Here is a 23,297-nt window from a genome sequence, read left to right on the forward strand (position 1 = left end):
GGACGCAAGCGGGAACAAGTGCTTCCGGCTCGCGGTCGCCACCTGAAGGCGCGCGCCCTCAGCGGTATCCGGTGCCCCGGCGCCACTTAAGCTCCTCGACGTGGGCGCGTGCGTGGCCATATCGAACCCGGGATCGAGCAGCCACTGGGGCTACAGCCCTTCCATCAGCGCAATGGTGATGCGGGCAATGCGCTCGGCAGGCAAGTAACAGATTTTCGGTGTGTGCACGACACCCGATGCGCCTCGTGCGGAGGCGATCTCACCCCGCCGCGCGCTTCAGCTCCATCCCGTCACTGCGCCAGAGCTGGACGAAGATGAATGCGGCACAGAGCAGGCCCAGAACCATCACCACCACGTCGAGGAAGCCGCTGCCAGCATTCGCCAGTGCCGCCCCCCGCCCGCCCGCGAACTCGTTGATCGACGCGACGGCTGTGAGCTGCATGTTGAAGGCCAGGTGGGCGAGGAGGATCGGGATGAACTGGCCGAACAGGTAGTACAGCCCGACGAGTCCTGCCGCCCAAATAATCATACCGATGGATGTACCGAGCCCGTAGTAGATGTGGAAGACAACGCGGAGCACGACAGCGACCGCGCACACCACGGGCCATGAGACGCGTGCGGCCCGCAGAGCGACGATAAGTAGCGCGAGGACGATCACCTCCTCGACCGCTCCACCGACGCCGCTGGCGATCGTGTCGAAGACAGCACCGGCAAATGTGTCGGAGACCGGGTGCTCCTCAATGCTCGGTCCCGCCATCCACGGAAACAGGCTGACCAGCAAGGTGCCAAAGCACTGGGTGAGGTTGACCAGCATCAATGCGGTGAGGAAAACGAGCACCGCAGTGCGCTTCCTATACGTGGGCCGTCTGCCCAGTCCGATGCGTTCGCGGGGAGTTTCTGTCGCAGCAGCAATGACAGCAAGCACGATCAGGCCGGCACCAGCTAACGCCATTGATCCGACGATTGTCTGCACTGAGGAGCCCACCGTGGGGGCCGCACGTTCCGTGGGTTCGATCAGATAGGCGACAGCACGCACCGTCGAGGGTCCCCAGCGCACGAAGTACAGCGCGAGTGCTAGGCCCACGGCCCACCATCGCCACTGTGCGTTCAGCGGCCGAGCCAGTACCAATGGCCGCAGAGGTGCGCGCATTGCTCTAGGTGTCTGCTCCGGTCCGGGATCCGCAGGACTCTCGCTCATGACCGGATCGTATCCGGACGCGCTGGGCCGCCACTGCGTGGTCCTGCACCCTGCAGCAGGCTCGCCGCCCGACGCCAGCGCTCAGGCGGCGCGGCGCCCCGTGGCGAGGTCGAGCAGGTGGTCGAGCACCGCCTCGCCGCCGGCCCGCAGACCGTTGTGCTCGTACTCGCTGGTGACCCAGGGTCGCAGACCGGGCAGCAGCGCCGCCGTGGCCATCGAGTACTCACGCGGCACATAGGCGTCGTCGTAGTAGACCGCGGCGGCACCGGGCACGGTGCAGTGGCGCAGGGCCTGCTCGTCGTAGAGCTGCGGCCAGTCGTGCTCGGCCAGCAGCTCCGCAGCCTCGGCCCAGAATGCGAGCTCCGGATCCTCGGTGAAGAGATCCCGGTGGATGTGCTCTCCGCCCAGCAAGGTCGGGTCCTGCCGCATCTCGGTCGGCATCATCCGGTCCGCCGCCCAGCGGGTGGCGGTGCCGTCGGCCCAGCAGCTCTCATGGATCACCGCATACAGGGGGTTCCGGCCGCCGAAGGGCAGTGCGGCGGCGAGGTCATGGGCGAAGGCCGGGGAGGCGGGGTCGATGTCCAGCAGGTAGTGCAGTCGCTCCGCCCCCTGGGAGGCGCCGAGCAGGTGGCCGAGGCGGCGCAGCCGCTCCACACCCACCCGCTGCCCGTCCGGGAGCCGGAGCCGCCCGGCATCAGCGGTGTCGGCGAAGCGGCGGAAGCGGTCGCGATCCCCCGGGAAGCGGGCCCAGTAGCGCTCGCTGCGCCCGATCATGCCCTGCCAGGTGGTCGCGTAGACGGCATCCATATCGGGGCCCACCGTCGGCAGTCCCCCGGTGAACAGGGCCTTCTCGATGCTGCCCGCGGCGGCGCTGAGGTAGCGCAGAGCGGTGAACCCGCCGAAGGACTGCCCGAGCAGCGACCACGTCGGGACCCCGAGGTGCTCACGCAGCACCTCCGCATCGGCCACGATCGCGTCGGCCCGGAACTGGGTGAGGTACTGCGCCTGCTGCGCGGCTGTCGCGTCGCGCAGGGTCGCGGCACCGGGGATCGCTCCCTCGGGCAGCGCGGTGTCCGGGCCGACGGGGGTCGAGCGGCCGGTGCCGCGCTGGTCGAGCATCACCACCCGGTGCTCGCGCAGGGCGCGGGGCAGCCAGGGGGTGGAGCCGGGTGAGAGCGGGCGGGGCGCCTCGGAGCCGGGACCACCCTGCAGGTAGACGAGATAGGGGCGGTCCTCCCCGCCCTCCTCGGCGATCACCCGGGCGAACACCTCGATCTGCGCACCGGTGGGATCGGCATGATCCAGCGGGACGGTCAGGGTCAGGTCGCGCAGCTGCAGGCCGGGCAGGGTCCAGGTGGTCATGTCGCTCATTCGTCGTCGAGAGTGGTGGTGCCGGGGAAGAACTCCCAGTCGAAGGTGACGAGCCGACCAGGAGTCTCCTCCCGGTCGATCGCGCGGTCGATGATGATGCTCGAGAGCCGTGCGAAGACGTCGTCGACGCCGTAGTAGCTGATGGGGCCGAAGAACTCGGTCTTCGCGGGAACGTCGCCGATGGAGATGAACTCGAGGTCCTCCGGGACCTTCACTCCCACGCGCTCGGCGGCGAGCCGCAGCGCCACCGCCTGGTAGCCGGTGAAGCAGATGACCGCTTCCGGGCGGTCCGGCCCCTGCAGCCATTCGATCGCGGCGAGGTAGGTCTCGTGGCTGCCCTCGGGGACGACGTGCACGAGCGCCTCCGCGGGTCCGTCGCCGAGCTCGCGCACCGCGTCGAGGAAGGCTCCGGTGCGGGAATGGGCGAGGGCGCCGCCGGCCCGCCGCTCGAGGTCGGGGGCGAGCATCTGGACCCGTCGGTGGCGGGCGCGGAGCATCTCATAGGCCCGACGGATCGCGAAGGACGGCGAGGAGGAGACCACGTCGAAGTCCTCCGGCTCCATCTTCGCGCTGAAGGCGACGAGCCCGCTGTGCGTCGCGGCGGCGAGGCGGCGGACCAGCTCGGGACCGTTCTCCACGAAGTCGATGCTGGTCAGCAGGGCAGCATCGGCGGAGGCGCCGAGCAGGTACTCGAACCAGCGCTCATCGGCCAGGACCAGGGTGGAGAGGTCGTGCGCGAGCGCATCGTCCCGCACCTGGGTGGTCAGCTGCACGCCCCAGGGATCGTCCAGGGTGCCGAGGGCGAGCACGATGCCGCCGCTGCGGCCGGTGCGCATGGCCTGGGCGTGACGATTCGGGACATAGCCCAGCGAGGCCGCGGCTGCCCGCACCTTGGCCTTCGTGGCCGCCGAACCGGCCGACCGGGAGCCGCCACGGCCCGAGAGCACGAAGGAGGCGGTCGCGAGCGACACCTCGGCAGCCCGGGCAACATCGGCCAGGGTCACGGTGCTGCGGGGCACGGGACCACGGGGATCGCCGTTCATCGCGGAGACGCCTCCTCGGAGGCGGGTTCCGCGAGCTCGAAGCACTCGCGACGGCTGCGAACGCCCTGGGCGGAGCGTTCGAACTCAGCCCCCGCGACAGCCTGGGGCGAGGACACGGAGTGCGTCATCGGATCCTTCCCTCGCGGTGCATCGCGCGGCAGGCCCGCGACCATGAGCAGATCCTGGGAGTCTACCGGCCGGTCTCCCGGCTCGGAGCCGGAGGGCGCGGGTCAGGCCCCGCCGCCGGTGAGCCAGGTGAGCGCCGGGCCGATCGTGTTCAGCGCGATGATCACGCCGATGATGCCGACCGCCCACGAGAAGGCGCTGGTCGCGTTCTTCACCGCCCACTCGTGGGCGCGGTCCAGGAAGGAGTCGGCCCGATCCCCGAGCACGGCGCGGATCCCGCACAGCACCGCGCCCGGCACGATCATCACCGCGCAGTACACCGCCAGGATGGGGATGCCGCCAGCCAGCCCCACACCGCTCTCGACGATGATCCCCATCGCCGCGAGATACGGGATCATCGAGGCCGCTTCGATGAGGCCGGCGGTCAACGCCAGGCCGATCAGCACTGCGGGCCGACCGGAGGCGTGGCGCGCGCGCCGGGTCCACTTCCGGGCGGAGGCCTCGGGGTCGCCTCCGCGCTTCGCGACCGCCTTGGGATCGATGCGGAAGGAGTAGACCACCAGCAGCACCCCGATCACGGCGAGCACCACCATCACCGGTGGCGAGGCCAGCAGATGCCCGAAGGACTCGATCAGCGGCAGCAGGCCGGCCAGCAGCGCGATGCCCAGCAGGAGGTAGAACACCCCGATCACCGCCAGGAACAGCAGTGTGCGGCCGGCGACGCGGCGTGCCCCGCCCTCCCCCACCACCAGCAGGATCACCGGGATCACGAGCGTGCCCATCGAGGTCGAGTCCACCAGGGCGAGCACCAGCAGGCCCAGCGGCCCCGCAACATCCATCAGTGATTCCATGGGTTCCATGGTGGTGCCGGCGACCCCGCGCAGTCCTCCTCCCTTGGGAGGAAGTGGGGTGGTCGAGCACGACGTGCGGAGAGCGGCCACGTAGCCTCTCACCATGACCGATGCTCCCGCTCCGCGCAGCAGCTCGCCCGCACGCGCGGTCCCACTGCTGTTCGAGCCGGCGCCCTCCGAGGACCAGGGGAAGCCCCCGATCGGGGCACGGGACCTGCTGGTCGTCGCGGTCTATGCGGCGATCGTCGTGCTGCTGGCGGCCTCGGGCACGGAGAACTCCGGGTTCCTGCTCCAGGGGCGGGAATGGCCAGCAGGGGTGTCGGTCGCGCTGATGCTGGTGGCCTGTGCGAGCCTGCTCTGGCGTCGCCAGCGGCCGGCGATCACCCTCGTCGTCGCCGGGCCCCTGAGTGTCGTGGAGATCCTGGTGGGCGGGCAGATCTCCGCGTACTTCCTGTTGTTCGAGGCGCTGTTCGATCCGGTCATGCACGGCAGCCGCCCCCTGGCGGTACGGACCACCTGGGCTGCGATCGTGCTCGGGGCTGCCGGGATGCTGGCCGTCCTCTTCTCCGGCCTCCCCGGCGAGGCGGTGTTCGTCCTCGCGATGGTCGCCGTCCTCGTGGTGATCACCCCGCTGCTGTGGGGCTGGGAGGTGCGTCATCATCGCGGCGCCCGGCAGGCCGCCGAGCGGCTCGCGGGCCTCGAGCATGAGCTCGCCGCGACCCGCGCCGCCCATGCGGTGGAGACCGAGCGGCGCAGCATCGCGCACGACCTGCACGATGTGATCGCCGGGCACCTCAGCGCCGTCTCCCTGCACACCAACCTCGCCTCCTCCCTCGAGGACCCCGCCGCCCGCGACCGGTCCCTGGACACCGCCCGGGACTCCGCCCATGCCGCGCTGCGGGATCTGCGCTCGATGATCGGGATGCTCTCTGGCCCGGAGTCCGGGGCTCTGCCCGAGGTCACCCTGGACTGGCCCTCGCTCACCGCCCGCCTGTACGGCCGCGATCCGGAGGCGCGGGTCAGCATCGATCCCGCGGTCGACGACCCCACCCTGGTCGAGCCCGCGGTGCAGGCCGCGCTGCTGCGCATCGGCGCCGAGGCCGTCACCAATGCGGTGCGCCACGGGCAGGCCCCGATCACGCTGGACGTCCGGGTGGAGGCCGCGACCGTGGTGCTCGAGCTGCGCAACCGCCGATCGGAGGCGTCGGTGCCGGGCACCGGCGTGGGCCGTGGCGCGCTCTCGCACCGGGCCGCCGCTGTGGGTGGCAGCGCGAGGTCCGGGCCGGTCAGCGCGGTCGGCGCGGTCGGCGCGGGAGCGGACTCCGGCGTCTGGCGGGTCCTCGCGGAGCTGCCGGTGAAGGCTGCCGCGCCGCTCGGCGAGGATACCTCCGACTCGGCCACGATCTCCCCCCGCACCACCTCCGACACCGCGCCCGGTGCCGTCCCCGAGGAGTCCCGCTCATGACTATTCCCGCTGCCCGGCCGGCCCGTTCCCCGATCCGGGTGCTGGTCGCGGATGACCACCCCGCTGTGCGCTCGGGCCTGGTGGCGCTGTTGGACTCCGCTGCGGACATCACCGTGGTCGCCGAGGCGGCCGACGGGGACGCCGCCGTGGCCGCCGCCCGGGAGCACCGCCCGGATGTGGTGCTGACCGACGTGCGAATGCCGGGTGCGACGGGCATCGAGATCACCCCGCGCCTCCGCGAGACCGGTGCGAACGTGCTGGTGATCTCCGGCTTCGACCTGGATGACTATGTGCTCGGCGCGCTCGCGGCCGGGGCCGACGGGTATCTCGTGAAGACCGAGGATCCGCAGCGGATCCTCTCTGCGGTGCGGGATGTGCACCGCGGGGACGCGGTGCTCTCCGCGGCGGCGACCCGCGCTGTGGTCGGAGCGCTGCGGGACAGGTCGGTGACCGCTCCGGCATCGGAGCAGGCGCCCTCGTCGATGGATGCCGGCGGGAGTCCGGCGTCGGGCCCGCGGTCGGAGACCAGCGCCGAGCCCGTGTTCACCGGTCGGGAGGAGGATGTGCTCGCCCTGGTCGCCCAGGGGCTCTCCAACCAGCAGATCGCCTCGCGGCTCTTCGTCGAGATCTCCACGGTGAAGTCCCATCTCTCGCATGCCCTGATGAAGCTGCAGCTCGACTCCCGGGTGCAGGCGGCGCTGTGGTGGCGGCAGCACCGCGGCTGACCCGCGGGCGGGGCTGCGGGCAGGGCCGCGCGCGGGGCTGCGGGCGAATCTGGGCGTGCGAGACCGACGCCAGGAAAGTCATGAAAACTGGATGCTCTCACCGGGAATGCGGTGGCGCGGACCGGCGTTGGGGGATGCGTACGGCACATTCCCTACGGGGAGACGTGCGCTCCTGAAAGAACTATCCAGGTCGTCGGCAACGCCCGTCGGCCGCACCGAACGGTGACCTGACTGCCCCGCCCCAGCCCGCCCAGGGCTCCCCCGACCGGGGGCGTGCGTACATGCGGGTTCCGGCCCTTCGGTTCCTCGACGAAGAAAGCACGTCCTGCTCTCATGACCACGTACACCCCCACCCCCACCGGAGAGTTCCCCGCGGTCCAGTCCTCCGGCATCGTCGCGGGGGGCTCTTCCGCCGCTGAGGCCGAGTCCGCCACGCGCGACGGCGCCGACAACCCCTCGACCACCGTGGTGGACGGGCAGCCGCCCGTCTCCGTCAAGGTCGCCCCGATCATCGCCGTGCTGGTGGTCTCCGCCTTCGTGATGATCCTCAACGAGACCCTGCTGTCCGTCGCGCTGCCCACGCTGATGGACGACCTGTCGATCACCGCGGTCACCGCGCAGTGGCTCTCCACAGGGTTCATGCTCACCATGGCCGTGGTCATCCCCACCACCGGCTTCCTCATGAAGCGCCTGTCCGTGCGGCACGTGTTCCTCACCGCGATGCTGCTGTTCCTGGTGGGCACCGCGATCGCCATGTTCTCCCAGAACTTCCCGGTACTGCTGGGCGCTCGCGTGATCCAGGCCGCCGGCACCGCGATGGTGCTGCCGCTGCTGATGACCACCATCCTGGCGCTGGTGCCGATCCGGTCCCGCGGTCTGGTGATGGGCCTGGTGGGCGTCGTCATCTCCGCCGCACCCGCCCTCGGCCCCTCCATCTCCGGGTTCATCCTCGAGCACGGCACCTGGCATGACCTGTTCCTGCTGATGCTGCCGATCATCGTGGTCGCCCTGATCATCGGCCTGCTCTTCATGCGCAACTACACCGAGCCGGAGAAGGTGCGCCTCGATGCGATCTCGGTGATCCTCTCCGCGATCGGCTTCGGCGGCGTGATCTACGCGCTGGCCTCGATCAGCCAGATCGTCTCGGGCACCAGCCGCCTGATCCCACTGCTGGTCGCCGGGATCGGCGTGCTCGCCCTGACGGTGTTCACCCTCCGCCAGCTGCGGATGCTCTCCCGTGGTGACGAGCCGCTGCTGGACCTGCGCCCGCTGAAGGTGCGCACCTTCACGGTCTCGGTGCTGGTCATCCTGATCGGTTTCGCGACCATGCTCGGCACCGTCGTGGCGCTGCCGCTGTACATGACCGGCGCGCTCGAGATGACCACGCTCGAGATCGGCCTGACGATGCTGCCCGGTGCGGCGGCCTCAGGCCTGCTCGGCCCGTTCATCGGCGCCCTGTACGACCGGGTCGGTCCGCGACCGATCGTGGTCCCGGGTATGGCGCTGATGGCAGTGGTGAGCTGGCTGGAGGTGTTCCTGCTCGATGCGGACGCCACCCAGGGCCTGATCATCGCGCTGAACATCCCGCTGGGCATCGGCATGGCGATGGTGATGACCCCGCTGCTGACGCTGTCGCTGGGGGCGCTGCCGCGCTCGCTGTACGGCCACGGCTCGGCGATCCTCAACACCCTGCAGCAGCTCGCCGGGGCGCTCGGCACCGCGGTGTTCATCGCCCTGCTGACCCTCGGCGCGGTCATCGCCGCAGAGTCCGGTGCCTCGGCGCAGGCCGCCCAGGCCAGCGGCATCTCCTGGGCATTCGTCTTCGGTGGCGTGATCACCACGGTCGCGACCGTGCTGGCCATCACGCTGAAGTCGACCCCTGCCCAGGACGAGCCCGCCGCCTGAGCGGACGCCGCGGCGACTTCCCTAAGCTGGCGCGATGAGCGCGATGAGCAGGGTGATCTTCATGTGCGGGCCGGCGGGCTCGGGGAAGTCGACCGTCGCGCGCGGTTTCGAGGCCGCCGGGATGGTGCGGCTGTCCGTGGACTCTGAGGCCTGGGCCCGCGGGCACCGCACGATGCCGCTGCCCGAGGCGGTGGCCGCCGAGATCATCACCGTGCTCGAGCAGCGCCTGCTGGCGTGCGTGCGCGCGGGGCAGGACGTGGTGCTGGACCTGTCGTTCTGGTCCCGGCAGATGCGGGACGACTGGCGGGCGCTGCTCGCCCCGTCGGGCATCGTCCCGGAGATCGTGCACGTGGTCGCCTCCCGGGAGACGGCGCTCGCACGGGTCGAGGCACGGGCCGTGGGTAACAGCGACGACTTCCGCCTGCCGCGCGAGATCGCCGAGCGCTACTACGACCACTTCCAGCCACCGACGGACGACGAAGGCTCGATCACCGTGGTGCACACGGACTGACTCGCGAGACCGGTCTCAGGTGGACGGTGACGTCTGCGCACCGAGGGAGTCGCCGGAAGCCCGATCGATGACGTCGCTGACCCGATAGTCGTCCACGAGCACCGCGAACCCCTCGGGGAGCTGGAAGCCGTTGGCAACGCCGGGGTTGATGCGCAGCGCCTCCCACGCAGGATGCACGGTCAGTGCATCGTCAGCCCATTCGGGGCCGCTCGTGAGCTGGATGAACCAGCCGGAATCGATCCCGTCATCCCGGATCGAAAGGTCGGAGAGATCCCGGGTCATCTGCACGCCGGACGCCCTCTGCCAGCCCTCCTGGCCGAAGACGAGGTCGAGATAGTGCACCGGTGGTCCCTGCTGACGACCGGCAATCGCGACGATCTCCGCCTGTCGGCGCTCGATGCGCCACAGGTCGGAGAGATCCTCGGTGCGGTCATGCTCGGGGTTCTGCCAGAAGTCAGGGACCTCGATGACGAAGCCATCGCCCTCATCCCGGAGGAAGAACGATGAGAAGCCGTCCCGGATCTCGTAGCCGTCATGCCACTGGGAGATGTCCTCCTGCTCCACGAACCTCTTCAGTCGCGACTCGACCTCGAGGACGAAAGTCGGCACGCAGCTCGCGCCGAGGAATTTGCTGCCGGCCTTGACTCCGAAGCTCCAGAGTCCTGTCTGCGGATCTTCATAGTGCATGCCCACAGTGAAGCAGAATCGGGGCGGAGAAACCGGGCTTTGTCCGCGCTGGTGGTGGGCGGCTGGCTCGGGCCCCTCAGAGCAGCGCTGCGAAGCCGCGGGCCGTGGGCCACAGCGACGACTTCCGCCTGCCGCGCGAGATCGCGGAGCGCTACTACGACCACTTCCAGCCGCCGACGGACGACGAGGGCCCCGTCACCGTGGTCCGCACCGACTAACGCCGTGGGCGGGCAGTAGCTGTGGACCGACTGAAGTAGTAGGACTGCAGATGCGGTGGACCGGTAGCCTCGCGGCAGAGCTCCTCGCAGGTGGGGCGGACAGGGCGCGGAGGTAGCGGCGGGTGATGTGCTCCTGGACGAGCCGGGAGACGGGGGCGCCAAGCCGGGCGTACCAGGCGGCGGGCCGGGAGACGACGTCGAGGTGGAAGCGCACGAGGCCCGTCGCGGTGCGGGTCACGGTGAACTGCTCGATCCCGGATTCGGGATGCCCGGGCAGCGTGCCGTAGGCGAAGCCGGCACGGTCCGGCTCATCGATCACCCACAGCACGCGGCAGGGCGCGGTGAGCCGGAACGGCGGGCGACCGAGCAGCAGGTGGATCTCCGTGCCCTCCAGCAGCGGGGTCTCAGTGGTGCTGATCTGCAGTCCGGCACGCCGATGCACCTCCCCGCTGCGCAGCGCTGAGGCGGCGCGCTCGAAGTCCATGCCGGTGACCACGGTGCTGCGGTGGTCTCTGCGGTATCCGGCGGGCGGGTGCTCAAGAGCGTCCAGTGGTGCGGTGAGGAGTGGCTGCTCGGTCAGCGGCAGGTAGACGTAGGAGGAGACGGTGCCCGAGCGTCCGGGCCGGAGGCGGTGGAGCCGGGCGGCGAATACCGGTGGGAAGGCGTCGATGAGCGCATTGAGCAGGAGTGTGCGTCGGCCCTCGCGCATCATTTCGTCGGCCCACGCGGAGTCATCCCGATCGATCGCCGGACTCAGCGGGCGAGGCGTCCAGCTCTCGGCCCAGGGCAGCGCGGTGAGGGTCAGGGTGACGGCCGGGTCGCCGACCCCGCTGCCGCTCTCCGCACCGAAGGAGGTGCGCATGCTGTGACCCTGCGTGGTGTGGGCCACCTCGAAGGAGCCGTCCACGATCGACAGCAGCGTGCGGTCGAGGTTCTCGAGCAGGTCGCGGGAGCCGGAGTCGCAGGCATCGCAGCCGCAGTCCGGCGTGGTGCTCACGGGCACCGCCGGATCACCGATCCCGATCACCAGGCCGAGGATCTCTGAGTCGCTGCTCTCGAGGTCGGTGCTGCCGGCTGCCTCCTCGGCTGCGGTGCGGACGAGGACCAGAGGCAGGGCGCCCTGCCGACGGGGCCGCAGCACGGTGGCGCGGTGACGGTCGGCGTGCGGCAGGACCGCCCAGTCGACCTGCCCGCTGTCGTCCACCTCCGCCGCGTCGGCCCAGCCGCGGGCGGTGAGCACCCGTGTCCATGCCTCTGCCCGAGCCCAGAGGATCCGGAACTTGTGGGGGTCCAGGCAGCGGCTGTACTCCTCGTCGAGGCTGTCGCGCCACTCCCCGTCGGCGGTCAGATGCGGATCCTCCCAGCCGGGGGTGTCCGCGCCGGTCTCCGCGAAGGCTGTTTCGACCTCGTCGAGCAGTGCGAGGAGTTCGGGCGAGAGGAGCTGCTCGGAGACGCTCGGATCGTCCTCGTCAGCGGCGCGCAGCGCGTCGTTCTCGGCGTGCCACCAGGTCGGGGCGGAGGAAGCGGTCATGACGGGGAACGTACATCGTGCGGGCGCTGTCGCTCCAGCGCATTCCGCGGTCCTCGTCCGATCCCAGCACGACCACATCCCGCGGTGCCTCCGTCCAGGACGGCACGACCACCGAGCGATCAGGCGGCGCGCCCCGCGGCGGAGGCGATGCCGAGCCAGGTGTGGCGGTTGTTCCACCAGCACCAGCCGAGCTTCGGGGCGTCCTTCCGCTCCCTGCCGTCGCGACCGGTGCCGTTGCTGATCCACAGCGCCGGGGTGCGGGAGTCGAAGGTGCCGCTGGGCTTCTTCAGGCGCGAGCCGATGGTCATGAAGCAGTGGTTGCGCTCGAGCACCTCGGGGCGCTGGAGCACCCAGTGGATGCCCTCGGTGAGCAGCAGCGGAGTGCGGCTGCGGGCGGTGAGCTCGGTGAGTGCCTCCGCCGGGGAGGCGTTCTCGAACTCGTCCCCGCGGTCCGGGCCCTCGACCAGATAGAGCGCCTCGCCGCTCAGCTCGATCCCGGTCGGGGCGAACTGGTCCGCATCGGTCATGTCCTCGACCACGAAGCCCGGCTTGTCACCGCGGCGCAGCAGCGGGGTCAGGGCCGACGGCGGCGCGAGCGCCGGGTCGATTGCGAGCAGGGCGTCGGAGCGGTCGCTCCCCCACTGCACCGCGGCGTCGCGCAGGGACTGCTCGGTGAGCCCGGCGAGGGTGTGGACCTCGAGCTCGATCAGGCGTTCGGCCTGGGCTGCAAGGGCGGGCAGAGGCATATTCCTGGCGGGCACCGGGGCCGGCGGCCGCGACGCCCGAGGCAGTCCTCTCACGCTCACTGCTCCCCTGCCATGCGGCGACGATGCGCCCCAGCGGCGAGGTCGCGGAGCACCTGCTCGGTGGTCCCCCAGTCCATGCACTTGTCGGTCACGGACTGGCCGCGCACCAGGCCGGCGGGGCCGGCATCCACGTCGAGCTTCTGCGCACCGGCGACGAGGTTGCTCTCGAGCATCACACCCGCCACGGCCGCTCCGTCCACCGCGATCTGGGGGGCGAGCATCCTCGCCACCTCGGCCTGGCGCACGTGGTCCTTGTCGCTGTTGCCATGACTGGCATCGATGACCAGGCGCTGCGGCAGAGCACCGCCGGCCAGGCGCTCGGTGGCCTCCCGCACCGGGCCGGGACCCCAGTTCGGCCCGTCGGCCCCGCCGCGCAGGATCAGGTGGGCGTCCGGGTTGCCGGTGGTGGCGACGAGGCTCGCCCGCCCGTCGGCCCCGATGCCGAGGAAGGACTGCGGGGCGGAGGCCGCGGCGATCGCATCGAGCGCCACCTGGATCCCGCCGTCGGTGCCGTTCTTGAAGCCGATCGGCATGGACAGGCCCGAGGCGAGCTGGCGGTGGATCTGGGACTCGGTGGTGCGGGCGCCGATCGCGCCCCAGCTGATGAGGTCCGCGATGTACTGGGGGCTGATCGGTTCGAGGAACTCGGTCGCAGTCGGGAGGCCGAGCGCGGTCACCTCACGCAGGAAGGTCCGCGCGCGGCGCAGACCGGTGGCGATGTCGTGGGAGCCGTTCAGGTGCGGGTCGTTGATCAGGCCCTTCCAGCCCACGGTGGTCCGCGGCTTCTCGAAGTAGGTGCGCATCACCAGCAGCAGCTCCTCCCCCACCTCCGCCTGCATCGCGGCGAGGCGGCGGGCGTAGTCGAGCCCGGCCTCCGGGTCGTGGATCGAGCACGGGCCGACGACGACCAGCAGCCGATCATCAGTGCCCGCCAGCACGGCGCGCACCTGGTCACGGTGAGCCGCGACCTGGGCGGCGTGGTGGGGCTGGAGCGGGAGCTCAGCGAGGAGCTCAGCGGGGGTGGGCAGCGGCGTGTAGCTCGCGATGTGGCGCTCGGGAGCGGCAGGGGCTGCGGGGACAGCGGGGGCTGTGGCGAGAAGAGTCATGGGTCCTGTCCTTCATAGGGGCGGACCCGATGCTCAGAGCCCGCCGGGGAATGGCGAAGGGCAGAGCATGTGCTCTGCCCTTGTCGGCTCTGGAGAGTTGGGGACGCTATACGGCGGCCGGCCCCTCCGGAGCCGACATCGCATAGGTAAACCAACGGTTCTGCATGCGGGAGAGAGTACACGGATCCCCGCAGAGGGCAAGACCGGGTCCACACGGCACGCTGCCGTGCCCGGGACAGGACCGCTCGGCCGCGCCATGGCATTCGCAGGCTGGCAGGCCTACGGTGGAGGCAGGTCCACCGACGGGCCCCGACGGCGGACCGCTCTCCGAGGAGGACAGTGCCATGCCACGCAACGTCGCGCAGAAGCTCATCGCCGCTCACCTGGTGGAGGGGTCGCTCGAGCAGGGAGCCGAGATCGGCCTGCGGGTGGACCAGACCCTCACCCAGGACGCCACCGGCACCATGGTGATGCTCGAACTCGAGGCGATGGGCCTGGACCGGGTCCGCACCGAGCTGTCGGTGCAGTACGTGGACCACAACCTGCTGCAGACCGATGAGAAGAACCCCGACGACCACCTGTTCCTGCAGTCCGCCGCCCAGCGCTTCGGGCTGTGGTTCTCCAAGGCCGGCAACGGCGTCTCCCATCCCGTCCACCAGGCACACTTCGGTCGTCCGGGCGCGCTGCTGATCGGTTCGGACTCCCACACCTGCGCGGCCGGGGCACTGGGGATGCTGGCGATCGGCGTGGGCGGGCTCGAGGTCGCGATGGCGATGGCGGGCCAGCCGCTGTACGTCACCCTGCCGGAGATCTGGGGCGTCGAGCTGACCGGGAACCTGCCGGACTGGGTCAGCGCGAAGGACGTGGTGCTGGAGATGCTGCGCCGTCACGGGGTCAGCGGCGGCGTGGGCCGCATCATCGAATACCACGGCTCGGGGCTCGCCCAGCTCGATGCGATGGACCGGCACGTCATCGCCAACATGGGCGCCGAGCTCGGGGCGACCGCGACAGTCTTCCCGGCCGACGACGCCGCCCGCGACTACCTGGAGGCCGTCGGCCGCGCCGAGCAGTTCGAGCCCTGGGAGGCCGACGAGGGCGCGACCTACGACCTGACCGAGCGCATCGACCTCGCTGCGCTCGAGCCGCTGATCGCCCGCCCCTCCTCCCCCGGCAACGTGGTGCCGGTGGCGGAGGTGGCCGGAGAGCCGGTGAATCAGGTGGTCGTCGGCTCCTCGGCGAATCCGGGGCTGCGGGACTTCGCCGTGGTGGCTGAGATCCTCGACGGCAGGCAGGCCGACCCGCGGGTGTCGGTGGACATCAACCCCACCTCGCGGGAGGTGCTGGCGGACCTCATCACCGGCGGCTGGCTGGGGTCGCTGGTCGCCTCCGGCGCCCGGATCCACCAGTCCGGCTGCATGGGCTGCATCGGAATGGGCCAGGCCCCCGCCAGCGGCCGCAACTCCCTGCGCACCATGCCCCGCAACTTCCCCGGCCGCTCCGGCACCGAGGAGGACGCGGTGTGGCTGTGCTCCCCGGAGACCGCAGCCGCCTCGGCGCTGACCGGGACGATCACCGATCCACGCACCCTCGAGGCCAGCCACGACCTGCCGTATCCGCGGCCCACGCTGCCCGAGAAGTACGCGCAGATCAGCGACATGCTGATCCCGCCGCTGCCCGAGCAGGAGGCGCTGTCCGTCGAACTGGTCAAGGGACCCAACATCTCCTCGCTGCCGGACTTCGCGCCGATCGCGGACCGCCTGGCGATGCCCACGCTGCTGGTGATGGGCGATGACGTCTCCACCGACGAGATCCTCCCGGCCGGATCCCAGGTGCTGCCCTTCCGCTCCAACATCCCGCGCATCGCCGACTTCGCCTTCACCCGGATCGACAAGGACTACCCGCGCCGGGCCCGGGAGACCGACGGCGGACACGTGGTGGTGGCCGGGAAGAACTACGGACAGGGCTCCTCGCGCGAGCACGCGGTGATCGCCCCGCGCCACCTGGGGCTGCAGGCCGTGATCGCGGTGAGCTTCGCCCGGATCCACTGGCAGAACCTCGCGAACTTCGGGATCGTGCCGCTCGAGTTCGAGGACCCTGCGGATCTGGAGTCGATCGCGGTCGGCGATGAGGTGATCCTCGAGGGCGTACACGCGGCGCTGCGCGAGGGTCGAAGCCTGAGCGCGACGATCGGCGGGCGCGAGGTGCGCCTGGCGCACCGGCTCTCGGAGCGCCAGGTGGGCATGGTCCTGGCCGGGGGTCGGATCCCGCTGACGGCGCAGCAGGTGAGATGAGTGTGTGCCAGGCGTGACGTCGACTGGTTCCGGGACGCGGTCACCGGGGCGTCGAAGGGCTGACGCGCAGGCGCATCGGCTCCGACCGGAAGGTCGGACCCGACCGGCGCTGTCGTTCTACACTCGCCATCACCGCGCATTATCGGCGCGGACCCTCGACATCAGGAGGTACGCGATGAGCACCGACGAGAAGTTCGAGAACGCGAAGGACAAGCTGGGCGGCCAGGCCAAGGAAGGCTTCGGCAAGGCCACCGGCGACAAGCAGACCGAGACCGAGGGTCAGGCCCAGCAGGGCAAGGCCGAGGCGAAGGACAAGCTCCAGGACGCCCGCGATTCCGTGAAGGGTGCCGCTGAGGGCATGTTCGGCGACAAGGACAAGCGGGACTGATCCGGCCCGGGCGAGAGCCCGGTCTGCGCGCAGTTCTCGGTGGCGGCTCCACGTGGTGGGGCCGCCACGGTCATGCCTGAGGGTCGGGCGTGCCGCCCTTCAGTGCCAAGAGTGGGGTTGACGGGTTCGGGCGTGAGCACCAGGCGTGACAGCCACGCCCGCGAGGAGCAGGATGGGCGGCCCGGACCCCTCCGAGAGGACCCACCCATGTCGCAGCGCCTGCGCGTCCAGAACTTCACTGTCTCCCGCGACGGTATCGCCGCCGGCGAGGACCAGACGCTCGAGCAGCCCTTCGGCCACGACGTGAATCCGATGGAGCTGATGAGCTGGGCTGCGGGCACCGCGAGCTGGCCCAACCGCACGGACGCCGGCGGCAGCCGAGGCTTCGAGGACCGCCTGACCCGCGACTTCACCCACGGCATCGGCGCCGAAATCATGGGCCGTCACAAGTTCGGCCCCAAGTCCGGCCCCTGGCCCGACGAGACATGGGAGGGCTGGTGGGGTGAGGAACCACCGTTCCACACCCCTGTCTTCGTGCTCACGAGCCACCCGCGCCCGCCGCTGGTCAAGGGCGAGACCACCTTCCACTTCCTCGACGCCACCCCGGCTGAGGCACTTGAACAGGCGAGAACGGCAGCGAATGGGCTCGATGTGCGGCTCGGTGGGGGTGTCACCACCCTGCGCGCCTTCCTCGACGCAGACCTGGTCGACGAGCTGCACGTGGCGATCGCGCCGATCGCGCTGGGGACGGGCCTGAAGCTCTGGGATCGGCCGGAGGATCTCGAGGACCGCTTCCACCTGGAGAAGATCACTGCTGACAGCGGTGTGACGCACTGCTTCCTCTGGCGGCGTTCCGCCTGATCTCGCCACCGGTCTCGCCACCGGATTTCTGTCGCTCGTGAGGTCTTGAACGCTCCACAGCCGTTCACAGCTCACAGGAGACAGAGTTCTGGTGGCATCGCCGAGACCTTCGACCGCGGCGAGCCGTGGACGGTGCAGCGCTCGGTCGATCAGGGCGAGCCGGAGGAGACCGCCGTGAGCGTCGCAGTGTTCGCCGGGCGGTGAGCTGAGAGCCGCGAGCTGAGCAGCCAATGCTGCCCACCACGCCGCCTGCACGCCGAATCGGGGGCTGACCGCAGAACCTGCGCCATGGGCTTCGGTATCACCGGTGATACACTCCCTTCATGAACGGAGTGACGGTCAGAGACCTACGGAATCGCAGCGCCGAAGTGCTTCGTCGGGTTGAGCACGGGGAGACGCTCACCGTGACGCGGGACGGCGAGCCCGTCGCCGCCGTCGGCCCCCTTCCTCGACGGGCACTCTCCGTCGAGACGCTGATCGCCCATCGGCGTTCGCTGCCTGCGATCGATGCAGCGGAGCTGCAGGCCGAGATCGACGAGCTGATCGATCCAGCGTTGTGACGCACCCGGACAGCCATGGAGTGCTGGACACCTCGGCATTGATCGATCTTGCCTCGCTGGACCCGTCATCCCTGCCCTCGAGGCCTAGCATCACTGCGATCACCCTCGCTGAACTCTCGGTCGGCCCTCACGCGGCCCGGTCAGCCTCCGTGCGGGCGGCGCGGCAGGCACATCTGCAGCAGGCGGAAGCAGATTTCGAGCCGATCCCCTTCGACAGCTCTGCGGCACGCGCCTTCGGGCTGGTCGCCGCGGCGCTGCGCGCCTCAGGCCGCAAGCCTGCCGCCCGCGCCTACGACGCACTGATCGCCGCCGTCGCGATGTCCCGGGAACTGCCGGTCTACACGGCGAACCCGAAGGACTTCGAGGGGATCGACGGACTCACGGTGCATGAGGTGCGGCGCTCGGACGACGCGTGACCGCGCCGTACAGATCCACGGCGAGAGGATCGACGCCGGGACGGCGAACGTCATGTGGTCCGCGACGTCCGCATCGCCGTGTTCACCCCAGACCCTCATACTCCTCCTGCATCTCCAGTGCGCCGAAGGCCTCGACGATCACCTCGACGGTGCCGTGGAATCGGAGGTCGTTCCCGTCCGGGGAGGCCTCGCGCACCAGCAGTCCGTAGGTCGCGAGCGCTGCCAGGTCCCGTCCCGTCTGCCAGTACCGCTGGATCTCGTCCATGTCGGGGTCACCGCCGAGGTCCGCCGGGACCAGGTCACGGTCGAGCGCGACGCGGATCGTGGCCGGGAGTGCGAGTCCGCCGGGCGCGATGGTGTGCATCAGAGCCGCGAAGGTGTCGGGGCCGCCGAACAGGCCACCCTCCTCGGGCCCCTGCTGCAGGGTGTCGAGGATCAGCAGCATGAGCAGCGCCCGGGAGAAGCGGACGAAGGCCGCAGGGTCCTCCGTCTGCGGGACCGCGGGCGTCAGCCCCTGCCCCGGCGTGACCCGGGTGCTGCTCAGCTCCAGCCAGCCGGCGCTGACCAGGGCGTTCCAGGGGCCGACGATCGGGCCGACCTGCCACATCGTGGTGAGCTTCTGCTCGCCGAGGTCGAGCTGCCATGCCTCGACCAGGGCGCGGACGTCGGCCATGCGCAGCGCGCCGGTGGAGGTGATCCGGCGGCCCTCGCCCACGTGCTCGAGCAGGCGCACGGCGCCGCGCACCAGAGGGATCTCGGCGTAGACGGCCGCCGCTCCGACCGGGTCCTCGTCGACGTCGACGGAGCTCTCCAGGGCGCTGCGCGACAGCCCGTCCTGCGGGAGGAACCAGGGCCAGCCGAGCGCCTCCGCACCGGCGGAGGCCGCAGGGTCCGTGCTGACAGGTTCCGGTGCCGGGGCATGGGAGAAGAAGGCGGAGCCGCTGCCGGCTCCGAGCGCTGGGCTGCGAGCACCGGGGATGTAGGGACAGGAGGGGTTCCGCAGCTGCCCTGTGTCGCTGAGCTCATGGCGTTCTACCACGGTGAGCTCTGTGTTGTACCAGGTCATGAAGTCTTCCAGGGTCTCGGCGTCGTCGAGCTCGACGCCGAGGGTCTGGGCGTAGGTGAGGATGTTCCCGGAGAAGGTACGACGGGAGGGGTCGTCGGCCGCTTCGAGCGTCGTGAACTCCAGCTCCGCCAGGAGCTCCTGGGCGTCATCGGCCGTGAGCCCGTCGGGGCGTCGGCGGCCGGTCTCCTGCAGGAAGCCGAGGAACTGCCCGAGCGCCGGGCCCTGCGCCATCACCATCTCCCGCGGCTGGACCACCTTCCGGGGCGCCACCTCGGTGAGCAGCACCTCGATGAGCTCCCCGGTCCAGTAGGTGGGGTCAGGGCTCTCCAGCTGCTCCGCCTTCAGTCGCAGCAGCTGCTCGACATGGGATGCCTCCGAGTCCGCCGTCGCCACGGAGACAGCGTCCCGGCGCGACAGCACGAACTGTGCGAGCAGCGCCTCGACATCCCGCTCCCAGCGGCGGGTACCGGTGCTGTGCCGGTCAGGGCCGGGACCTGTCTGTTCGCGGTGGTCGCGTCGTGTTCTGCGCTTCTTCGGCATGTCTCCCATGATGACGGCTGAAGGGATGCCGCGCGACATCCAGCTCACGACGCGCTCTCTCCGACGGCGCACTCCGTGCACGAATCAACTGACGACGAACCCGTCGCCGCTCTTCACGGGCTCCAGCACCCGGGCGAGGCGGGTGACCGCCTCGATGAGCAGCGGCTGCGGCATCGCATAGATCAGCCGCACATGCCCGGCTCCGGCAGCGCCGCAATCGGTGCCGTCTGTGCATTCCACGCGTGCGTGCTCGAGCAGGTGGTCGTGCAGGGAGCCGGTGATGCCGTAGGCCCCCAGGTCGAGCCAGGCGACGTAGGTGCCTTCCATCGAGTTCAGCCGGGCCCGGGGCAGCAGGGTGCGGACCAGCTCGGTGAGGGTGTCGCGGTTGCGGCGCAGGTAGGTGACGATGTCCTCCAGCCAGTCCTCCGCCTCGGAGTAGGCGGCGGAGGTGGCGGCCAGGCCCAGGTTCGCGGCGCCGTGGCGGGCGAAGTGACCGACGGCGGTGAAGTGGTCGCGGTCGGCCTCATTGCTGGTGATCAGCTGTGCGCACTTCAGCCCGGGCAGGTTGAACGCCTTCGACGCGGAGACGGCGGTGATCGTGTGGCCCGCGGCGGTCTCGCTGAGCGAGGCGTACGGGAGGTGCCGGCCCTCGAGCACGAGCGGCATCCAGATCTCGTCGGAGAACACGCGCCCGCCCCTGCGGCCCACCAGGTCGATCAGCGGCTCCATCTCCTCACGGGTGAAGACCCTGCCGGTGGGGTTGTGGGGGTTGCACAGCACCAGCAGCTCGCCGCCCGCGTCGAACGCGGCCTCGAGCGCGGCGAGGTCGTAGCGGTGGCGGCCGGAGTCGTCGCGGAGCATCTCGACCTCGATCACCTCGCGTCCCATCAGCGGCGGGACCTCGAGGAACGGCATATAGGACGGGGTGGGCACGATGATCTTCGAGTCCGGGCGCAGGAAGTTCCCGATCACGGCTTGGAAGATCGAGATGACGTCCGGCATCTCGTGGATGTGCGAGGGATCCACGGCCCAGCCGGTCTGCCGCTGCAGGAAGGCTGCGGTGGCCTCTCTCAGCTCGGTGGCGAGCCGGGCGGGCAGGTAGCCGAACGCTCCCCGCTCCACCTCGGTGTGCAGGCGCTCGGTGACCGCCGCGGGAACCCCGAAGTCCATCTCGGCGACGAACGCACCGATCACGTCGCCGCCCCGAGCCCAGCGGGTGGCGCCGGCGGCGACGAGATCGTCCTGGGTGATGGCGTCGAGCTGCACGATGCTGGGCACGGATCCTCCTTCGATGCAGCGCGCGTGGGGGCGGCGCTGCGAGTACTGCTGAGCCTATCCAGCAGGCGTCAGGCGAGGGACAAGGAGCATCCGGCGATCGGTGGCCGCGTCCTGGGCCTGCCCGCCCGACCTGCCGGGCGGTTGGGCCATTGCTCCCCCGTACCCGCAGGGGTACCGTCGAGAGCAGGATTCACGCAGACCATGGCAGGTGCCGCGCATGGTTCCGGTCCGGCTGATCGGATACGAGGACGAGGACGTCCGCGGTTCACCCGCCCAGATCGTGGGCGAGGCTCGCCCACCGGTGCAGGGAGCTCTGGCAGCGATGACGATCAACGGATACCCGGTTCCCGAGGCGAGGCCGGCGCTGCTGCGGCTGCGCGACCGCATCGACGGCACCTTCATCGAACCCGGCGATGAGAGCTATGACGAGGCCCGTGCGGTGTGGAACGGGATGATCGACCGGTATCCGCTGGCGATCGTGCGCGTCGCTTCCGCGGCCGAGGTCATCCCCGTGCTGGAGACCGCCCGAGAGACCGGGCTGCCGCTCGCGGTGCGCGGCGGCGGGCACAGCATCGCAGGCCTCGGCACCAACGACGACGGGATCGTGCTGGACCTCAGCGGCCTGCGGGAGGTGACCGTGGACCCGGAGAACCGCCTCGTGACGGCCGGGCCCGGCGCTCTCGCGGCCGACGTCGACGCCGCGACCTCCCCTCACCGCCTGGCCGTACCGCTCGGGACGGTGTCCACGCCCGGGATCGCCGGGATGACGCTCGGCGGCGGCGTGGGCTGGCTGGTGCGACGAGCCGGGCTGGCGCTGGACCGGCTGGAGCGCGCCGAGGTGATCACCGCCGCCGGCACGCACCTGACCGCGAGCACGAGCGAGAACCCCGATCTGTTCTGGGGCCTGCGCGGAGGCGGCGGCAACTTCGGCGTGGTCACCTCCTTCACCTACCGTGCGGTGCCGCTGCCGGAGACGGTGCTCGGCGCGACCCTGTTCTACCAGCCCGCCCGCTGGCGCCGCGCACTCGCGGCCTTCGAGCGCTGGAGCCGTGACCTGCCCGATACGCTCACCACGATCCTCACGGTGATGGTCATGCCCGAGAACCTCGGGATGGGCGGTGAGGCATGGCTGATCATCCGCTGCGCGTACGTGGGAGATGACGTGAGGGCGGGGAACCTGCTGCTGGACCGCCTGCGCCGGGCCGCTCCGCCGGATGACCAGACCTCGGGCCCGATCTCCTGGCCGCAGTGGCAGAGCGCCATGGACGAGCTGTTCCCGGACGGTGCCCGCGGGTTCTGGCGCAACGCGGCCTTCTCCCGGATGGACGAGGACGCGCTGGATGCGCTCACCGCGATCGCCTCGGCGATCCCCGGCAGGGGCACCGCCGTGGACATCCACCACCTCGGCGGAGCCTTCGCCCGCGTGCCCGAGGAGTCCACCGCCTTCCCCAATCGCAGCTCCCGCTTCTGGATGGCCATCTACGGGTTCTGGCAGGACGCGGAGGAGGATGCTCGCCTCACCGCCTTCGCCGAGCAGGCCCACGCGGTGATGGACCAGCTCAGCGAGCGGGGTGAGTACGTGAACTTCCGGGCCCGCGAGTTCGCCCATCCCCTGAACGACTACTCCCGCCGCATCTACGGCGAGGAGACCTATCGCCGGCTGCAGCGGGTCAAGCAGCGCTACGACCCCGGGAACCTGTTCCGCGGGAACTACAACGTGGCGCCGGAGGGGTAGGGCGCGGCCTCAGCTCGTCTTCGGGGTGCGGGTTTCCGCGCTGAGGAACCAGGCCTGCTGCTCGAGCTGCTCGAGGATGCCGTGCAGGATGTCCGCCGAGGTGGGGTCAGCCTCGTCGACCTCGTCGTGGACGTCGCGCATGGTGCCGACCACACTCTCGATCGCTGTGACCATCAGGTCGATCGCATCGTGGGTGAGCACCTCGCCCTGGGGGAACTCGGGCAGGGAGGTCTGCTCGGCGACCACGGCCGGCCGACCGTCGGGCGTGGCATGGAGGGCACGCATGCGCTCGGCGACCTGGTCGCCGCTGGCGCGGGCGATGTCGACGATCTCGTCGAGGTTCAGGTGCAGGTCCCGGAAGTTCGGGCCCACGATGTTCCAGTGGGCCTGCTTGCCCACCAGCTGCAGCGCGGTGAGGTCCACGAGCACGGCCTGGAGGTTCTTGGCGAGCGCGGCGGGAGCGAGGAAGCCGCTCTCGGCGTTCTCCTTCTTCGTACGCTTCGCGCCGGCGGGGGTGGGGACCTTGACGGTGTCGTTCATGGGAGCTCCTCCTGGTCGATCATGTCGATGAACTGCTCGGACTGCTCTCCACGCTATTCAGTGCGGGAGAGGGCGGCAA

22 protein-coding genes are annotated in these 23,297 nt (G+C 70.4%); 10 read left to right on the plus strand and 12 right to left on the minus strand.

Translation table 11 applies throughout. The annotated features are described in order from the left end of the window. Nucleotides 1-259: 259 nt before the first annotated feature. The 5 genes from ACT3T9_RS08510 to ACT3T9_RS08530 all read right to left on the minus strand — a co-directional run bounded on the left by ACT3T9_RS08510 (nt 260) and on the right by ACT3T9_RS08530 (nt 4,589). The gene (locus tag ACT3T9_RS08510) at nt 260-1,198 is read right to left on the minus strand and encodes a hypothetical protein (protein WP_444606311.1); all 939 of its coding nucleotides are present in this window, start codon (nt 1,196-1,198) and stop codon (nt 260-262) included. An 81-nt stretch (nt 1,199-1,279) separates the two neighbouring features. Further along, nucleotides 1,280-2,560, minus strand: coding sequence for an alpha/beta fold hydrolase (locus ACT3T9_RS08515; RefSeq protein WP_444606312.1), 1,281 nt, complete (start codon nt 2,558-2,560; stop codon nt 1,280-1,282). A 5-nt stretch (nt 2,561-2,565) separates the two neighbouring features. Further along, entirely contained in the window at nt 2,566-3,612 is a 1,047-nt protein-coding gene (locus ACT3T9_RS08520) for a LacI family DNA-binding transcriptional regulator (RefSeq protein WP_444606313.1), read from the minus strand. After that, nucleotides 3,609-3,740: a hypothetical protein gene (locus ACT3T9_RS08525; RefSeq protein ID WP_441443795.1), complete on the minus strand. Its 132-nt coding sequence runs from the start codon at nt 3,738-3,740 to the stop codon at nt 3,609-3,611. Before ACT3T9_RS08525 ends, ACT3T9_RS08520 begins: the two co-directional genes overlap by 4 nt. Before the next feature lie 102 nt (nt 3,741-3,842). Next, nucleotides 3,843-4,589, minus strand: coding sequence for a GAP family protein (locus ACT3T9_RS08530; protein WP_441443794.1), 747 nt, complete (start codon nt 4,587-4,589; stop codon nt 3,843-3,845). Nucleotides 4,590-4,692: 103 nt separating this feature from the next. Between ACT3T9_RS08530 and ACT3T9_RS08535 the strand changes: the two genes are divergently transcribed. From ACT3T9_RS08535 to ACT3T9_RS08550, 4 genes are all read left to right on the plus strand, one after another. Continuing rightward, nucleotides 4,693-6,054, plus strand: a complete 1,362-nt coding sequence (locus tag ACT3T9_RS08535; RefSeq protein ID WP_444606314.1) for a sensor histidine kinase — start codon at nt 4,693-4,695, stop codon at nt 6,052-6,054. Further along, on the plus strand, nt 6,051-6,779 hold the full coding sequence (locus tag ACT3T9_RS08540) for a response regulator (RefSeq protein WP_441443792.1): 729 nt from the start codon (nt 6,051-6,053) through the stop codon (nt 6,777-6,779). The genes ACT3T9_RS08535 and ACT3T9_RS08540 overlap by 4 nt, the downstream gene beginning before the upstream one ends. Nucleotides 6,780-7,112: 333 nt before the next feature. Then, entirely contained in the window at nt 7,113-8,684 is a 1,572-nt protein-coding gene (locus tag ACT3T9_RS08545) for a DHA2 family efflux MFS transporter permease subunit (protein WP_444606315.1), read from the plus strand. 34 nt (nt 8,685-8,718) lie between these two features. Next, the gene (locus ACT3T9_RS08550) at nt 8,719-9,195 is read left to right on the plus strand and encodes an AAA family ATPase (RefSeq protein ID WP_444606316.1); all 477 of its coding nucleotides are present in this window, start codon (nt 8,719-8,721) and stop codon (nt 9,193-9,195) included. Nucleotides 9,196-9,210: 15 nt separating this feature from the next. On the opposite strand, the gene ACT3T9_RS08555 is transcribed toward ACT3T9_RS08550, so the two are convergent. The 4 genes from ACT3T9_RS08555 to ACT3T9_RS08570 all read right to left on the minus strand — a co-directional run bounded on the left by ACT3T9_RS08555 (nt 9,211) and on the right by ACT3T9_RS08570 (nt 13,543). Continuing rightward, a complete protein-coding gene (locus tag ACT3T9_RS08555; RefSeq protein WP_441443789.1) occupies nt 9,211-9,882 on the minus strand; it encodes a hypothetical protein in 672 nt (223 codons plus the stop codon). 195 nt (nt 9,883-10,077) lie between these two features. Beyond that, the gene (locus ACT3T9_RS08560; protein ID WP_441443788.1) at nt 10,078-11,631 is read right to left on the minus strand and encodes a DUF1990 domain-containing protein; all 1,554 of its coding nucleotides are present in this window, start codon (nt 11,629-11,631) and stop codon (nt 10,078-10,080) included. Between the two features lie 119 nt (nt 11,632-11,750). Continuing rightward, nucleotides 11,751-12,377 (minus strand): DUF5701 family protein, encoded by a 627-nt coding sequence (locus ACT3T9_RS08565; protein ID WP_442332234.1) that lies wholly within the window; start codon nt 12,375-12,377, stop codon nt 11,751-11,753. A gap of 56 nt (nt 12,378-12,433) precedes the next feature. Beyond that, nucleotides 12,434-13,543: a 3-deoxy-7-phosphoheptulonate synthase gene (locus ACT3T9_RS08570; RefSeq protein WP_442332235.1), complete on the minus strand. Its 1,110-nt coding sequence runs from the start codon at nt 13,541-13,543 to the stop codon at nt 12,434-12,436. A gap of 344 nt (nt 13,544-13,887) precedes the next feature. Between ACT3T9_RS08570 and ACT3T9_RS08575 the strand changes: the two genes are divergently transcribed. From ACT3T9_RS08575 to ACT3T9_RS08595, 5 genes are all read left to right on the plus strand, one after another. Beyond that, nucleotides 13,888-15,834 (plus strand): aconitate hydratase, encoded by a 1,947-nt coding sequence (locus ACT3T9_RS08575; protein ID WP_444606317.1) that lies wholly within the window; start codon nt 13,888-13,890, stop codon nt 15,832-15,834. Between the two features lie 175 nt (nt 15,835-16,009). Further along, nucleotides 16,010-16,222: a CsbD family protein gene (locus ACT3T9_RS08580; protein ID WP_345081079.1), complete on the plus strand. Its 213-nt coding sequence runs from the start codon at nt 16,010-16,012 to the stop codon at nt 16,220-16,222. Nucleotides 16,223-16,429: 207 nt separating this feature from the next. After that, nucleotides 16,430-17,083, plus strand: a complete 654-nt coding sequence (locus tag ACT3T9_RS08585) for a dihydrofolate reductase family protein (protein WP_444606318.1) — start codon at nt 16,430-16,432, stop codon at nt 17,081-17,083. Nucleotides 17,084-17,406: 323 nt separating this feature from the next. Then, the gene (locus ACT3T9_RS08590) at nt 17,407-17,643 is read left to right on the plus strand and encodes a type II toxin-antitoxin system Phd/YefM family antitoxin (protein WP_441443783.1); all 237 of its coding nucleotides are present in this window, start codon (nt 17,407-17,409) and stop codon (nt 17,641-17,643) included. Then, nucleotides 17,640-18,059, plus strand: a complete 420-nt coding sequence (locus tag ACT3T9_RS08595) for a type II toxin-antitoxin system VapC family toxin (RefSeq protein WP_441443782.1) — start codon at nt 17,640-17,642, stop codon at nt 18,057-18,059. The genes ACT3T9_RS08590 and ACT3T9_RS08595 overlap by 4 nt, the downstream gene beginning before the upstream one ends. An 82-nt stretch (nt 18,060-18,141) precedes the next feature. Here the strand turns inward: ACT3T9_RS08595 and ACT3T9_RS08600 are convergent, their stop codons facing one another. Together ACT3T9_RS08600 and ACT3T9_RS08605 are read right to left on the minus strand one after the other, a co-directional pair. Continuing rightward, the gene (locus ACT3T9_RS08600) at nt 18,142-19,665 is read right to left on the minus strand and encodes a hypothetical protein (protein ID WP_444606319.1); all 1,524 of its coding nucleotides are present in this window, start codon (nt 19,663-19,665) and stop codon (nt 18,142-18,144) included. A gap of 84 nt (nt 19,666-19,749) precedes the next feature. After that, nucleotides 19,750-20,943, minus strand: coding sequence for a MalY/PatB family protein (locus tag ACT3T9_RS08605; protein WP_444606320.1), 1,194 nt, complete (start codon nt 20,941-20,943; stop codon nt 19,750-19,752). Nucleotides 20,944-21,160: 217 nt separating this feature from the next. On the opposite strand from ACT3T9_RS08605, the gene ACT3T9_RS08610 reads away from it, so the two are divergent. Continuing rightward, complete coding sequence (locus tag ACT3T9_RS08610; RefSeq protein WP_444606321.1) at nt 21,161-22,678, plus strand: FAD-binding oxidoreductase; 1,518 nt, start codon at nt 21,161-21,163, stop codon at nt 22,676-22,678. A gap of 9 nt (nt 22,679-22,687) precedes the next feature. Here ACT3T9_RS08610 and ACT3T9_RS08615 read toward each other — a convergent pair whose 3' ends face one another. Continuing rightward, nucleotides 22,688-23,218 (minus strand): Dps family protein, encoded by a 531-nt coding sequence (locus tag ACT3T9_RS08615; RefSeq protein WP_444606322.1) that lies wholly within the window; start codon nt 23,216-23,218, stop codon nt 22,688-22,690. Between the last annotated feature and the right edge of the window lie 79 nt (nt 23,219-23,297).

The organism is Brachybacterium sp. AOP29-B2-41 (genome assembly GCF_052378395.1).
Taxonomy (GTDB): domain Bacteria; phylum Actinomycetota; class Actinomycetes; order Actinomycetales; family Dermabacteraceae; genus Brachybacterium.